Origin of the sequence: Thermobifida halotolerans, from assembly GCF_003574835.2 — a bacterium.
Taxonomy (GTDB): Bacteria; Actinomycetota; Actinomycetes; order Streptosporangiales; family Streptosporangiaceae; genus Thermobifida; species Thermobifida halotolerans.
In genome coordinates this window covers 786197-800497 of record NZ_CP063196.1, presented here as the reverse complement: position 1 = coordinate 800497, position 14301 = coordinate 786197, and the positions used below count along the sequence as shown (strand labels likewise).

Genomic DNA, 14301 nt, shown 5'->3' with positions numbered 1-14301 from the left:
CGGCCTGCGCGTGCCGTGACCGCTCCTCCTTCGGTCCTTCTCTTTCTCCTTCACGCTCTCCCCGCCTCGGGCCGCCGGTCGGCGTCTGGGCGACCGGCGGCCCGCGTGTCCCCACTCCCCACTCTCGACCAGGAGTCATTCATGCAGCTACGCGTCAAGGCCGGTCTGATCCAGGCCGCCGTGGCCGCCGTCATCATCCCGCTGCTCATACAGCCCGCCTTCATCCTGGGCTACACCAGCTACGTCTGGCTGCTGTTCATGGCGCTGCCGCTGTTCTTCCTCCTCGGAGCGGACCTCCGCGCGCTTCCGTCCATGCTGCTCTCCTTCGCGGCGGGGCAGTTGTGGGCGGTCCTCCTCGGTGTCGCGACGGGCGCCCTGGCGGGACTCCTCGGCCCGGCGGCGGGCGGCGCCCTGGCCGCGGTCCTCGTCATCTTCACGATGCTGACCGTGCACGACACCCTGCTGAAGAGCACCTTCCTCGGCAACGTGCCCGCGATGTTCACGGGCATGGCGCTGACGTCCTTCGTCCTCGACCTCACCCCCGCCGAGGCCCCCGCGCTCACCCCGCTGCACATCACGGCGTTCTTCCTCTACGGGACCGTGATCGCCGTGGCCCTCGCCATGGTCGGCGGCTTCCTGTGCTCGCGGGTGCTCGGCGAGGACTGGAGGACGAAGCTGGAAGGAGGCTCTGCGGAGGAGGCCCCGGCGGTGTGAGTCCGCGTCCGCTCGACGCTCCGCGAGACCCCTCTGTCGCCCCGGACCGAATGCGACACAACGTGCGGGCCGCGGCGCTCCCCTCACAGGAGCGCCGCGGCCCGCACGTTGTGTTGTCCGGCGGGCGGCCCCGACACGCGCCGGATCGGGACCGCACGGGCGAGCGGACGACTCCGGTCCGTCACCGGTGCGCCCCCGGCTCGGGGCGTTCGGCGCGCAGGGCCTGGTCGAGGGCCTGGAGCGCGTCGGACGCGGCCTCCAGGGCCGCGGCCTGTTCGGGACCGAGCCGGGCCATCGCGCTCCGGATGGTTCCGGACCACACGGTGTCGATGCGCTCCCTCTCCGCGAGCAGTTTCTCGGTGGGGACCAGTCTGGTCACCCGCCGGTCGACCGGGGTGCCCTCCCGCCTGACGAGGTCGCGTTCGACCAGGCCGCGCACTGCCGCGCTGGTGTTGCTCTGCCGCATTCCCAGGTGCCGGGCCAGTTCGGTGACCGTGACGCCCGGCGACTCCAGGATCTGCTTGAGCACCGCGAGCTCGGAGACGGGCATCGGCTCGACACCCGCCCTCTCGGGCACCAGCCGGTGGATGGTCCAGGCCAGAGCACGCAGCACACCCGCCAGCTCGCGCTCTCCCGGCGCCGTACCACGATCCGCGTCCATGCGAAGCATCATATCTTATGGAAGGATATATATCTATTCATAACTAAATTTCGACTTCGCCTCTCGAGGAAGAACTCCCGATGTCCGATTTCCCCGACGTCTCCGGCGGCCCCGCCGCCGCGAGACTCCAGGGCGTGCTGATGATCACCAGCGTCACCGCCCCGGTGGCCGCTCCCCTGTCGGGCGGCGCGAGCATCGCGGGCGCCGGACGGCGCGCGGTGTTCTGGGGCCAGGCGGCACTGACGCTGCTCACGGTCGTCGGCGTGGTGGGCCGCGCCAAGAGTCGCCTCCGGAATCCGCGCACGTCCGGGGCGGCCCTCGGCGGGGCCACCGGGACCCTGGCCAACCGCGCTACGTCGGCTCCCTGCTCGCCTTCTGCTTCGCGTTCGCCGCGCTGTTCGCCCGCATCTCCGCATCCCCCTTCGTCATGCGGAACATGACGGGCCCCACCCTCCCCGCGCTCGTCCTGTTCACGCTCTTCCAGGGCTCGCTGGGTCTCGTCTTCTCCAACACCACCGCGCTGGAGGAGACCGGCAGGCACGCCGGCACCGGTTCGGCGTTCCTCGGCTTTGCGCAGTTCACCCTCGCCGCCGCGGTCTCGCCGCTGGTCGGACTCGGGGAGAGGACACCGCCGTGCCGATGGGTCTGGCCATGACCGCCTCGGTCGTCCTCGCCGTACTCGCCTTCGCTCTCCTCATCCGCCACAGGCCGGTCCGGCGGGGGAGACCGTCCGCGACCGGGGTCCCGACGCCGCGGCCTGAGACCGGCGGTCACCCCCCGGCAGCGGTCCGGCCGCCCGGCCGCGGACGGCCACCCTCACACCGACCGGCGCTCAGCAGCGGGGATCGCCCCCCATCCGGGCCGGTACGGGGTCTCCCGGGTGATGTCGAGCAGGGACAGCACGGCGTCGCACAGGCCGGGGGTGACGGCGATCGCGCACCGGGAGTCCGTGGTGTGCGGGCTGCCGTCGCTGTCGACGACGGCGGCCCCGGCCTCACGGGCGATGACGGCTCCGGCGGCGGTGTCCCAGGCGCGGTTGCCCAGGGTGATGCTGGCATCAAGCGCGCCCTCGGCGACGAAGACCAGGTCCACGGCCGTGGCGCCCAGGCGGCGCAGCCCCTGGGTGCGGCGGGACAGCTCGCGGTCCAGGGCGGCGGAGAGCAGGTCGCGGACGGGAGCGTCCGGTCCGCCCCCGTAGTTGCTGAGCGCGACCAGCGCCCGGGACAGGTCGGTGGTGTCGGACACGTGCAGCCGGACGTCGTCGCGGAAGGCGCCGTTGCCGTGGGCGGCCCAGTAGCGGGTGCCCAGGAAGGGCAGCGCGATCACCCCGAGGACCGGGCGGTCGCCGTGGACCAGCCCCAGCGAGACCGCGTTCAGGGGCAGGCCGTGGGAGAAGTTGGTGGTGCCGTCGACGGGGTCGAGCACCCAGTAGGTCTCCCGGTCGCCGGTGGCCCCGGTCTCCTCACCGAGGAACCCGAGGTCGGGGGTCTCGCGGACGAGGATGTCGCGGACGATGCGCTCGACGGCCTCGTCGGTGTCGGTGACGATCTCGCGGTCGCCCTTGTCGCGGACTCCGGTGACGGGATGGGCCAGCACGTACTCGACGGCCTTGCCGACGGCGTCCTGGGCGACCGGCAGCAGGGCCTTGGCGTCGGGCAGGGGCATGGGGGTCTCCGATCACGGTGGTGGGGGAGCACGGAGTCGGGGAGTCGGGAGAGGGCGGGCGGCACCGACGGACCCGGTGGTCGCCTCGACACCGCCGCGGTCCGCTGCCGCCGCTCCCGTTGTCCGCCCAGGACTCTACGCAACCGCGCCGGGCCGCACGGAAGCGGGCGGCCGAACGGAGCGGAGCGGCACGTCGGGGACGGTGCCGGACGGAGCGGAACCGCGGGGCGGGACAGCCGGGCGCTCCGCGCCCTCTTGCGGCCCGCTCCGGTCCGGGCGGCGTGATCTGGCGCACCCGCTCGGCCCGCCGCTCTCCGGAGAGGTCCCGCTCACCCCGTGAACGACGCGCCACCGGGGCGGCGGGCAGGGTCTTTCGCGGTGCGGACCGGGACACCCGGCCCGCACCGGAGGCGGTCAGCTCCGCGCGGCGCCCTCCCTTCCCTCCTCTCTGCCCTCCTCCGCGGCGCCGGTGGCCGAGGCGGAGGTGTCCCGGGTGGGCGGCACCGGTCTCATCGACTCGGGGGCCAGCGTGTTGAGTACGTGGAAGCCGACCAGGATGATGAGGGTGCCCAGGGCGATCCCGCTGATCTGGAAGCTCTCGGTGAAGGCGACCGAGACGTTGCCGATGCCGGCGATCAGTCCGGCCGCGATCGGCACCAGCACCAGGGGGTTGCCGAAGTCGACCCGGTTCTCCACCCAGATCTTCGCGCCCAGCAGGCCGATCATGCCGTACAGGATGACGGTGATGCCGCCGATCACGCCCTCGGGGGTGGCGGCGACCAGCGCGCCGAACTTGGGGCACAGGCCGAACAGGATGGCCACGACCGCGGCCACGTAGTAGGCGGCGGTGGAGTAGACGCGGGTGACGGCCATGACGCCGATGTTCTCGGCGTAGGTGGTCGTGGGCGCACCGCCGACCGAACTGGCCAGCACCGTGGCCACACCGTCGGCGAGGATCGCCCGCCCCATGTAGGGGTCGAGGTCGTCGCGGGTCATCTCCTGCACGGCCTTGACGTGGCCGGCGTTCTCGGCGATGAGGGCGATGACGGCGGGCAGTGCCACCAGGATGGCCGAGAGGTGGAACTCGGGGGCGTGGAAGTCGGGAAGGCCGATCCAGGGGGCCTCGGCCACGGCGGACAGGTCGACCCGGAACGCGTCCTCGACCGTGCCGTCCCCCAGCGGGGTGGGGGTCGTGCCGAAGAGCAGGTCGAAGACCCACGACAGGACGAAGCCGAACACCAGGCCGAGCAGGATGGTGATGCGGGCGAGGAACCCGCGCAGCAGCACCGTCGCCAGGATCACGAAGGCCATGGTGAGCACCGCGATCCACTGGTCGTGGGGCCAGTAGGCGTCGGAGACCACGGGGGCCAGGTTGAACCCGATGAGCATGACGACCGCGCCGGTCACCGCCGGTGGGAAGGCCCGGACGATGACGTTCGGGCCGAGCAGGTGGATGGCCAGGCCGGACAGGGCGAGCACCACACCGGCGACCAGGATCGCCCCGGTGAGGGCCGCCGGGTCGGAGCCGCCGGGGGAGATGATGACGGCCGCCCCCACGAAGGAGGCGCTGCTGCCGAGGTAGCTGGGGATCTTCCCGTTGACGATCAGCAGGAACAGGATGGTGCAGACGCCCGACATCATGATGGCCAGGTTGGGGTCCAGACCCATGACGACGGGGAAGACGAAGGTGGCCCCGAACATGGCGATGACGTGCTGGGCGCCGAGTCCGGCGGTCCGGCCCCACGAGAGCCGCTCGTCCGGTCGGACGACCTCTCCCGGAGGTGGGGCGCTGCCGTCCCCGTAGAGCTTCCATCCCAGGCCGAGCTTCATACCGCCTCCATACAGGACGTCCGTGGCGCGGCCGGGATCCCCCGCCGTATCCGGCCCGCTCCTTCTCGGGGCGATCCCGGGAGTTGGTCGTCGGCGGTCGGTGTCCGGTTGGCGGGAGCGTCCCGTTCGCGACGCCCCTCCTGCGGCGCCGCGGGTGAGCCCCGCGCCGGAAAACCCACCTCCCACAGTTCGGCACGGCACCATGTCGACGGGATCGCGATCGGGTTTCGACAGCATCACCGAACCCTGGACAACCGGACGGTTTCGGCGAGTGACGGTGTGCCGCGTCCTCTCCGGTGCGGGGGCGCCGGCCGCGTCGCACCGGAGACCGCCGCCGCCCCGGGGGGCGACTCGCCGGTGAGCCGGCAGGGCCGCGAGGCGGCCGACGCAGTCCCGTGGCCGTGTCCGTCCGGGGACGCCGCAGCGGCGGGACCGGCCACCGAGAGGTGCCCCGGATCGGCGATGGAGGCGTCCTCCTGCGTGCCCGGGGCCGTGGATACGCACAGATCCGTTCCGCGGGTTCCGCGCGGCCGGGGATGACCGGACCGCTTCCCACCCGCCGCCACCACCGGAGCGACCAGCGCTACCACGAGCGCCGGTCCGCCGCCGTGTCGTGCCCGGGTGATCTCCACCGCGCTTCGACCGGAATGCGGCCATGTCGGCGGCGACATCGGCCGGGATATCGCCCGGTCGCACGGCGGAGACCATTGTCCGGCTCTTTCACCAGGCTCAACAGAGGCGCGTCAACAATGGTCGCCGCCGCCGTTCCGTCGGGTCCGAATCGGGGATTGACGCGGACTGTGCGGAATGTCATACTCCATTCGCTGTCGACAACGTTGTCGACAACGTAGTCATTTCGGCGGCCCATCTCAACCCCCCAGAGAGGTACATGTCGGCCATGCAGAACAAATCGGACAAAACCTTTCTGCGAGCACCGACAATCAAAGACGTGGCCGTCCGCGCGGGCGTCGGGATCAAAACGGTCTCCCGCGTACTCAACGACGAACCGAACGTTCGCCCGCAGACGCGGGAACGGGTACTCGCCGCCGTCGGAGAACTCAACTACCGCCGCAACACGATCGCGAGCAGCATCCGGCGCCGTGACCAGCGCACCGCCTCGATCGGGCTTGTCGTCGAGGATCTGGCCAACCCGTTCGCCGCGCGGCTCACCCGCGTCGTCCAGGACGTCGCCTTCCAGCAGTCGCACCTGGTGCTCGTCGGTTCCAGCGAGGGCGTGGCCGAACGGGAGCACGAGATCGTCGGCGAGTTCTGCTCCCGACGGGTCGACGGTCTCATCATCGTGCCGTCCGGCACCGACCAGAGCTACCTCAGGGTCGAACACACGCACGGCGCGCCGGTCGTCTTCGTCGACCGACCCGGCAGGCGGATCAAGGCGGACACGGTGGTGTCGGAGAACGCCAGCGGCGTCGCCGAGGCGGTACGCCACCTCGTCAGGCACGGCCACTCCCGAATCGCCTACCTCGGCGACCGACAGTCGGTCTACACCGCCGCGCAGCGGCTCTCCGGCTTCCGCTCCGCGATGGCGGAGTGCGCGGGCGGCGCCGACCAGCGCCACATCCGCACCGGCCTGCGCGACGGCGCGAAGGCGTACCAGGCGACGCTTGACCTTCTTGGGCAGCGGCCCGCTCCCACCGCCCTCGTCTGCGGCAACAACATCATCACCATGGGCGCCCTGCACGCGATGCAGCAGTGCGGGGTCCGGGAACACGTCGCCATCATCGGCTTCGACGACCTGGAGCTGGCCGACCTGCTGCAGCCGGCGCTCACCGTGGTGGCCCAGGACGTCGCGGCCCTCGGCACCGAAGGAGCCCGCCTGCTCTTCGAACGCCTGAAACACCCCACGGCGCCGTATCGGCGGGTCACGGTGCCGGTTCGCCTCATCGCCAGGGGATCGGGGGAGATCCCCGCCCCCAGCGGTCGCGAGGGGCGGTGAGACATGAGCATCCCGGTCCCCCGCACGCAGCCCACGGTGCCGCCCGCCTTGACCGGCACGTCACCGGCCGGCGCGTCCCGCCGGAACCCGGTGCCTCGAACCCCACCCGCCGCCACGTCCCCCGCTCCGGCGACGCCGCGATCCGCACCGCCGCGCCCGCGGGCCGTGCCCCTCCCCGCGGGCGGTGCCGGAATCCCGCTGCCGCTTTCGGTGCCGCAGAAACGGAAACCCGAAACGGCCGGAATCCCGCCCTGCGCCGATACCCGGTCCCCGGTGGCCGCCCTCTCCCGGACGGCCCGGCCGGCCCCGGCCGACCTGTCGCCGACCATTCCCGTCCGACCGGGCCGGAAACTCCTTGGCCAGCGGCCCGCACGGCCGCTCGCCGGCCAAGGCCGATACCCGCTCCGAAAGTGAGGTGACATTCCGGGGCATTCCCCGTCCATTCTCCCACCCAGATGCCGAAACAGCGCCCTTCACGTCCTACCGCTCACCCGGTCGGTGAGTACCCGCATCCGCAACCGCATATCCGCCCTTCCAGAGTCTGCGCGTCCCTGACGGGCGTGCCGAAGACCAGGAGGTCTTGATGAGAATCCCGCACAAACCGCACCTGACGAGAACCCCGCACAGAACACGCGCCGTGGTCGCCGCCTCGGTGGTGACGGTGATGCTCGCCAGCGCCTGTTCCGGTGCCGGCGGCGGCGGAGCCGACGGTGACACGGTCACCATCGCCACGGTGGCCAACCCGCAGATGGAGGACATCGAACAGTTGACGTCGGTGTTCGAGGAGGAACACCCCGACATCAACGTCGAGTTCGTGATCCTGCCGGAGAACGAGCTGCGCGACCGGGTCACCCAGGACATCGCCACCGGCTCGGGCCAGTACGACATCGTCACCATCGGCACCTACGAGACGCCCATCTGGGCCGAGAACGGCTGGCTGACCTCACTCGACGACTACGCGAGCGATCCCGACTACGACGTCGACGACCTGATGCCGCCGGTGCGGGAGGCACTGACCTACGAGGACAACCTGTACGCGGTGCCGTTCTACGCCGAGTCGTCGTTCCTGATGTACCGCACGGACCTGTTCGAGGAGGCCGGGGTCACCATGCCGGAACGGCCGACCTGGCAGGAGGTCGCCGAGCTCGCCGAGAAACTGCACGACCCGGACAACGACGTCGCCGGCATCTGCCTGCGCGGGCTGGCCGGATGGGGCGAGGTGCTCGCACCGCTGAACACCGTGGTCAACACCTTCGGCGGGCGCTGGTACGACGAGAACTGGAACGCCCAGATGACCTCGCCCGAGACGATGGAGGCCGTCCAGTTCTACGTCGACCTGGTCCGCGACCACGGCGAGACGGGCGCCGCCAACGCCGGCTTCTCCGAGTGCCTCACCGCGACCAGCCAGGGCAACGCCGCCATGTGGTACGACGCGACCGTCGCCGCCAGCATCCTGGAGGACCCGGACTCCAGCGACGCCGCCGGCCTGATGGGCTACGTGCCCGCCCCCGTGGTCGAGACCGAGCACTCCGGCTGGCTGTGGGCCTGGTCCCTGGCCATCCCGGAGACCTCGCAGAACAAGGACGCCGCCTGGGAGTTCATGTCGTGGGCGACGTCCAAGGAGTACATCCGGTTGGTCGGTGAGGAGCTCGGCTGGACCCGTGTGCCGCCCGGCAGCCGCATGTCGACCTACGAGATCGCCGAGTACCAGGAGGCCGCCAGCGCGTTCGCCGGGCCCACGCTCGACGCGATCGAGAACGTCGACGTCCGTCGGCCGGGACTTCACGAACAGCCCTGGGTCGGGGTGCAGTACATCACGATCCCCGAGTTCCAGGACCTCGGGACGCGGGTGTCGCAGGAGGTCTCCGCGGCGATCGCCGGCAACCAGTCGGTCGAGGAGGCCATGGAGAAGGCGCAGCAGTACACCGAAGAGATCGCCGAGAGCGGCGGCTACCGGGACCAGTGAGACCGATGACCGTATCAACCTCTCCGGCCGCGGCGCAGCCGCGCGGCGGCCGGGCCCCCCAGAAACTCACTCAGCTCGAACGGTGGAAGCTCCGGGGCCCGCTGCTGCCGGCACTGGTGCTCACCGTGGTGCTGACCCAGATCCCGATGCTGGTGACCGTCTACTACAGCTTCCAGTCGCGCAACCTGCTGCGGCCGGAGGAGAGTGGATTCGCCGGTTTCGCCAACTACGGCCGGGTGTTCGGCGACGAGCAGTTCCGGGGCGCGGTGCTCAACACCGTGGTGCTGACGGCGAGCACGGTGCTGCTGTCCATCGTGCTCGGCATCGCGCTCGCCGTGCTGCTCGACCAGAAGTTCCTCGGCCGCAGCGTCGTCCGGACGCTGCTGATCACGCCGTTCCTGGTCATGCCCGCGGCGGCCGCGCTGCTGTGGAAGCACGCGATGTTCAACCCGCTGTTCGGCATCCTGAACTGGGCGCTGTCACCGTTCGGCGTGGAACGGGTCGACTGGGCCAGCCAGTACCCGATGACGTCGATCGTGCTGATGCTGACGTGGCAGTGGACCCCGTTCATGATGCTGATCGTGCTCGCCGGGCTGCAGAGCCAGTCTCCCGAGCTCCTCGAGGCGGCCAAGATGGACGGAGCGGGTCCGTTCAAGACGTTCTGGTTCGTCACGTTCCCGCAACTACGTCAGTTCATCGAACTCGCCATCCTGCTGGGGTCGATCTTCATCGTGCAGACGTTCGACCCGATCTTCCTGATCACCCAGGGAGGGCCCGGCCAGGCGACGACCAACCTGCCCTACTTCATCTACCAGCGGACCTTCCGTGCGTTCGAGGTCGGTGAGGCCGCTGCGGCGGGCGTCATCGTGGTCATCGCGACCATCGTCATCGCCAACTTCGCCCTGCGTGTGGTCTCCAGCCTGTTCCGCGAGGAAGAGAGGGCCTGAGCCATGACCAAGCTACTTCCGGCGAGCTCCTCGCACGAGGCACCGACGTCGGGCGACGAGGCCACGAGGGTGCCGACCGCCGACACGGCCGCCCGGCACCGCGGCCGGTGGCCGCTGCTGTGGTCCCGTCTCGGCAGGGCGGGCATCGGCCTGCTGGGCTGGACCATCGCCTTCGTCCTCTTCTTCCCGGTGCTGTGGATGTTCCTCTCCGGGCTCAAACAGGAGGCGCAGGCGTCGACCGACCCGCCGACGTTCCTGTTCACGCCGACGCTCGACCAGTTCGAGGCGATCTTCGACCGCGACTTCGCCCCCTACCTGCTGAACTCGCTGATGGCGTCGGTGGGGTCGACGTTCCTGGTGATCGTCCTGGCCACACCGGCGGCCTACGCGCTCTCGCTGGCGCCGGTGCCGAAGTGGCGGGACTCGCTGTTCTTCTTCATCTCCACCCGGATGATGCCGATGGTCGCCATCATCCTGCCGCTGTACGTCATCGCCAACGACATCGGAGTGCTCGACAACATCACGATGCTCTCGCTGGTCTACACGGTGATGAATCTGCCGATCGCGGTCTGGATGATCCGGTCCTTCCTGCTCGAACTGCCCAAGGGCGTTCTCGAGGCGGCCAAGGTCGACGGTGCGACGTTCGGCGTCGAACTCCGCCGCATCATCCTGCCCATGATCGCGCCCGGTCTGGCCGCGACCGCGCTGATCTGCTTCATCTTCGCGTGGAACGAGTTCTTCTTCGCCGTCAGCCTGACCTCGACCCGTGCGGCCACCGTTCCGGTGTTCCTGACCGGATTCGTCACCAGCGAGGGACTGTTCCTCGCCCGACTGTCGGCCGCCGCGACCATGGCCGCCCTCCCCGTGATCCTGGCGGGATGGATCGCGCAGAAGTGGCTGGTTCGCGGCCTGACCCTGGGAGCTGTGAAGTAATGCGCGCTGTTGTCATCGAAAAACCCGGACAGATCACGACCACCACGGTCGACGACCCGACACCGGGCCCGCGTGAGGTCGTCGTCGAGGTGTCCGGTGTCGGGATCTGCGGCACCGACCTGCACATCCTCGACGGCGAGTTCGCGCCCACGCCCTACCCCATCGTGCCCGGCCACGAGTTCGCCGGCACGGTCGCCGCGGTCGGCTCCGCGGTGACCGAGCTCACCGTGGGTGACCGCGTGGCGGTCGACCCGTCACTGTACTGCGGCGAGTGCCACTTCTGCGGCATCGGCCGGGGCAACCTCTGCGAGCGGTGGAACGCCATCGGGGTGACCAAGCCCGGTGCCAGCGCCGAGTTCTGCCTCGCCCCGGTGGCGAACTGCTACCGGCTGCCCGACTCCGTCTCCCTTGAGCACGCCGCGCTCGTCGAGCCGCTGTCGTGTGCCGTGCACGGCTTCGACCTGCTGCCCGGCAGAGTCGGCGAACACTACCTGATCTACGGGGCCGGCACGATGGGCCTGATGATGGCGCAGTTGGCCCGCTTCGCGGGCGCGGCGAGCGTGTCGGTCGTCGATCTCAACACCGACCGGCTCGCGGTCGCGACCGGCCTGGGGGCCGACGCGACCGCGACCAACGCCGGTGAACTCGAACGGCCCGAGGGATGGGAGGTGGTGATCGACTGCACCGGCGCCGTGCCGGCCATCGAGGACGGGCTGTCCCGGGTGCGGCGCGGAGGCACCTTCCAGGTGTTCGGCGTCACCGCCTCCGACGCCGTCGCCTCCTTCTCGCCGTTCCACGTCTACAACAACGAGATCACGGTCGTCGGCAGCATGGCGGTGCTGCACAGCTTCGGGCGCGCGGTCGAACTGCTGGCCAAGGGGGTGATCGACCCCACGGTGATGATCAGCCACCGCTTCGGCCTCGACGCGTACGAGACCGCGATCGACCACTTCCGCCGCGGCAGCGGGCGCAAGCTCCAGGTCCAACCCGGAGGAACCGCCTGACCCACGCGGTGGGAGGCGTGGTCGGCCACGCCGGTACCCGGCCGGGGACTCGCCGCCGGGTACCGGCGTACGCCCTTGCGGAACCTGGCCGCCCACCTCACTCGGCGGCCCGACCCCGTCGGCGCGGTGTCGCTCCGGCGCGTCGCTCGTGGCGCGAGCGTGCGAGGTGACGGGCCCCGCGCAGCAGCTCGCGGACTGCCGCGCCGGTCCGCGAGCCGGGACTGACCACCGCGAGCCAGCCGAGGGAGCCGTAGACGGGGTGGGCGATCACGGTGTCGGTGGCGCTGGGGTCGACGTCGACGGCCGGTCCGCGCGGCGCGTGGCCGGTCCGGTCGGTGAAGGCCTCCTTCCCGGCGGCGATGTTGACACGGAACACGTCCGGGCGGTCCAGACGCGACTCCTCGTCGTCCGGATAGTCCTTCGTCACGATCGTCGCGAAGGGCTGGGCCGCTTTCGGCACGACACCGTCGGGAGCGTAGTAGAAGAACGTGTCGCCCCGACTGATCTGCGGTGAGCCGTCGCCGGGCCCCGGCCTGAGGGTCAGGACTCCGCCGAGGCCGTCCACGAAACCGTGGATCTCGTCCATGGTCATGTGCTCCAGCGTTTCACTGAAGTGCCTGTGGAGACTTCGAGCCGGAAGCAGAGGAACAACAGGGTGCCAACCCTCAAGTCGTCGACCATGCGCACCATCGATGTCGCGCGACGCTCCGGATACTCCGTCCAGCAGGTGCGCAACCTCGAACGCGACGGTGTGCTGCCACCGGCGGCGCGCACGGCTGCGGGGTACCGGATCTACGGGGAGGTCCACCTGCGCTCCGCGCTGGCCTACCGGGCCCTCGCACGCGGCACGGGTCCGGTGGAGGCCAAGCGGATCGTCCGTGCCGTACACGAGCGCCCGCTCCCGGAGGTGCTCGCGCTCCTCGACGCGGCACACGCCCGACTCGACCGGGAGCGCAGGGACCTCAGACTCGCCGGGGAGGCCGCCGCGGCGATCTGCGTCGAGCCGATCGAGGACGTACGCCCGTCCGACTCGATGGGCGTCTTTGAACTCGCCGCCGCGCTCGGAGTACACCCTTCGACGCTGCGGCACTGGGACGCCGAGGGCCTTGTCGTTCCCGACCGCGTCACCGCCCGAGGAACCCGACGGTACTCACCGGCCCAGGTGCGGGACGCCCGGATCGTCCACCAGTTGCGCGGCGCCGGCTACCGCATCGCCCCGCTCCGGACCCTGATGCCGGACCTGCGGCGCGGGCACCGGTCGGAAGACCTCGGGGCCGCGCTGGCGACCCGAGACGCGAGCATCACGGCCCGCTCCCGCGCCCTCCTCGACGCCGCCGCCGCACTCGGTGCCGTGGTCTCGCTTGCCGCAGACCCGCTCCCGTGACCGCACCGCCGCGGTCCGGACGTGAGGTCCACGCCCGTCCGGGGACGAGGAGGGCCTGCCCCGAAATCCCGTCAGCAGCCTCCACCCCGCTTGGACACCGTGGGCTGTTCCGTACCGGGTTCATCGGAGGTGGTGGTGTGCGCCGGGTTCTGTGGAGCCACGCCCCCGGCTGTCCGTGCGGCCCTCAGGGGGAGGCCGCCTCCAGTTCGGTCAGGCGGGCCTCGGCCTGGGGGAGTTCGTCCTCGGTGAAGACGTCGATGCCGTGGTCGCGCAGCAGCAGGGTGGTCAGCCCTGCTCCGGGGGTCCTGGTTCCGCTGAAGGAGCCGTCGAAGACCCGGTGGACGCCGCAGGACGGGCTGTTCTCCTTCAGCACGGCCATGCGCACCCCCTGCTCCCGGGCGGCGTTCAGGGCGGCCCGGGCTCCGGCGAGGAAGAAGGCCGTGACGTCGCGGCCCTCGGGGGTGCGGATGCGCGCCTGTCCCTCCAGGACGGCGCGGGCGCCCCGGGCGCCCTCGATCTCGGCGGGCGGCCTGGGGACCGGCAGGCCGCCGACGACCTCGGGGCAGAACGGGATGAGCCGCCCCTCGTCCCGCCAGCGCAGGAAGATCTCGTGGTCGGTGGGTTTGGCCCGTCCGTCGAAACGCACCTCCCGGCCCATCAGGCAGGCACTGACCAGAATCCGCTCCATCGGTTCCTCCTCCACCGCGTCTCTCCGGACGTGCGCTCACACCGGCATCGGATCCTGCGCCGCGCGTTCGTCGTAGCGTTCGCGGGCCTCCTGGATCTCGGGCATGTGCTCCTCCGCCCAGACTCGGATCTCGGTCATGAGTCTTCCCAGATTCTGACCGAGTTCGGTGAGACGGTACTCCACCCGGGGCGGGACCGTGGGGTAGACGGCCCGGTGCACCAGGCCGTCGCGTTCCAGTTCCCGCAGGGTCTTGGTGAGCATCTTCTGCGTGATCCCGTCCAGTCGGCGGCGCAGTTGCCCGAAGCGCATCGTCTCCTCCCGCAGCGCGCCGAGGACGAGGCACACCCACTTGTTCGCGATGACGTCCAGGACGGCACGGGAGGCGCAGGTACGCAGGTAGGCGTCGGCCCCTCCCCAGCTACGCAGGTCAGGAATGGTATCCATGAGGTACCTATATATCAGCAAAGTACCTTCTTCACACCGGATACCGGTGTTCGGGATGCTGGGACGCGTGACAGCAACCATGCGCACGGTCCGCCAGGACGTCCTGGGCGG

At 70.6% G+C, this 14301-nt stretch carries 15 protein-coding genes; 9 read left to right on the top strand and 6 right to left on the bottom strand.

Annotated features, from left to right (window positions below):
- Positions 1–141 precede the first annotated feature (141 nt).
- On the top strand, positions 142–714 hold the full coding sequence (locus NI17_RS03605) for a DUF1097 family protein (protein WP_068689419.1): 573 nt from the start codon (positions 142–144) through the stop codon (positions 712–714).
- A 181-nt stretch (positions 715–895) separates the two neighbouring features.
- Here the strand turns inward: NI17_RS03605 and NI17_RS03600 are convergent, their stop codons facing one another.
- The gene (locus NI17_RS03600) at positions 896–1375 is read right to left on the bottom strand and encodes a MarR family winged helix-turn-helix transcriptional regulator (RefSeq protein ID WP_119267736.1); all 480 of its coding nucleotides are present in this window, start codon (positions 1373–1375) and stop codon (positions 896–898) included.
- 80 nt (positions 1376–1455) lie between these two features.
- On the opposite strand from NI17_RS03600, the gene NI17_RS03595 reads away from it, so the two are divergent.
- Positions 1456–1815: a multidrug effflux MFS transporter gene (locus NI17_RS03595; protein ID WP_147416881.1), complete on the top strand. Its 360-nt coding sequence runs from the start codon at positions 1456–1458 to the stop codon at positions 1813–1815.
- Positions 1812–2030, top strand: a complete 219-nt coding sequence (locus NI17_RS03590) for a hypothetical protein (protein ID WP_068689421.1) — start codon at positions 1812–1814, stop codon at positions 2028–2030. Before NI17_RS03595 ends, NI17_RS03590 begins: the two co-directional genes overlap by 4 nt.
- Before the next feature lie 161 nt (positions 2031–2191).
- Here NI17_RS03590 and NI17_RS03585 read toward each other — a convergent pair whose 3' ends face one another.
- Together NI17_RS03585 and NI17_RS03580 are read right to left on the bottom strand one after the other, a co-directional pair.
- On the bottom strand, positions 2192–3040 hold the full coding sequence (locus NI17_RS03585; protein ID WP_068689423.1) for an inositol monophosphatase family protein: 849 nt from the start codon (positions 3038–3040) through the stop codon (positions 2192–2194).
- Positions 3041–3454: 414 nt separating this feature from the next.
- The gene (locus NI17_RS03580; RefSeq protein ID WP_084012488.1) at positions 3455–4870 is read right to left on the bottom strand and encodes a uracil-xanthine permease family protein; all 1416 of its coding nucleotides are present in this window, start codon (positions 4868–4870) and stop codon (positions 3455–3457) included.
- 949 nt (positions 4871–5819) lie between these two features.
- On the opposite strand from NI17_RS03580, the gene NI17_RS03575 reads away from it, so the two are divergent.
- The 5 genes from NI17_RS03575 to NI17_RS03555 all read left to right on the top strand — a co-directional run bounded on the left by NI17_RS03575 (position 5820) and on the right by NI17_RS03555 (position 11674).
- Positions 5820–6824 carry a LacI family DNA-binding transcriptional regulator gene (locus tag NI17_RS03575; RefSeq protein ID WP_234401758.1) on the top strand — a complete coding sequence of 335 codons (1005 nt, stop codon included), beginning with the start codon at positions 5820–5822 and terminating at the stop codon, positions 6822–6824.
- Between the two features lie 583 nt (positions 6825–7407).
- Positions 7408–8790: an ABC transporter substrate-binding protein gene (locus NI17_RS03570; protein ID WP_068689427.1), complete on the top strand. Its 1383-nt coding sequence runs from the start codon at positions 7408–7410 to the stop codon at positions 8788–8790.
- 5 nt (positions 8791–8795) lie between these two features.
- On the top strand, positions 8796–9737 hold the full coding sequence (locus tag NI17_RS03565; protein ID WP_068689429.1) for a carbohydrate ABC transporter permease: 942 nt from the start codon (positions 8796–8798) through the stop codon (positions 9735–9737).
- Positions 9738–9740: 3 nt separating this feature from the next.
- Positions 9741–10670 (top strand): carbohydrate ABC transporter permease, encoded by a 930-nt coding sequence (locus tag NI17_RS03560; protein ID WP_084012489.1) that lies wholly within the window; start codon positions 9741–9743, stop codon positions 10668–10670.
- Positions 10670–11674, top strand: coding sequence for a zinc-dependent alcohol dehydrogenase family protein (locus tag NI17_RS03555; protein ID WP_068689431.1), 1005 nt, complete (start codon positions 10670–10672; stop codon positions 11672–11674). Before NI17_RS03560 ends, NI17_RS03555 begins: the two co-directional genes overlap by 1 nt.
- Positions 11675–11771: 97 nt before the next feature.
- On the opposite strand, the gene NI17_RS03550 is transcribed toward NI17_RS03555, so the two are convergent.
- Positions 11772–12266 (bottom strand): DUF6194 family protein, encoded by a 495-nt coding sequence (locus NI17_RS03550; RefSeq protein WP_068689433.1) that lies wholly within the window; start codon positions 12264–12266, stop codon positions 11772–11774.
- A gap of 63 nt (positions 12267–12329) precedes the next feature.
- Here NI17_RS03550 and NI17_RS03545 point away from each other — a divergent pair, with 63 nt between their 5' ends.
- Positions 12330–13058: a MerR family transcriptional regulator gene (locus NI17_RS03545; protein WP_119267737.1), complete on the top strand. Its 729-nt coding sequence runs from the start codon at positions 12330–12332 to the stop codon at positions 13056–13058.
- A 184-nt stretch (positions 13059–13242) separates the two neighbouring features.
- Here NI17_RS03545 and NI17_RS03540 read toward each other — a convergent pair whose 3' ends face one another.
- Positions 13243–13746, bottom strand: coding sequence for a 2-thiouracil desulfurase family protein (locus NI17_RS03540; RefSeq protein WP_068689815.1), 504 nt, complete (start codon positions 13744–13746; stop codon positions 13243–13245).
- Between the two features lie 36 nt (positions 13747–13782).
- Positions 13783–14190 (bottom strand): winged helix-turn-helix transcriptional regulator, encoded by a 408-nt coding sequence (locus NI17_RS03535; protein WP_068689437.1) that lies wholly within the window; start codon positions 14188–14190, stop codon positions 13783–13785.
- Positions 14191–14301: the final 111 nt, after the last annotated feature.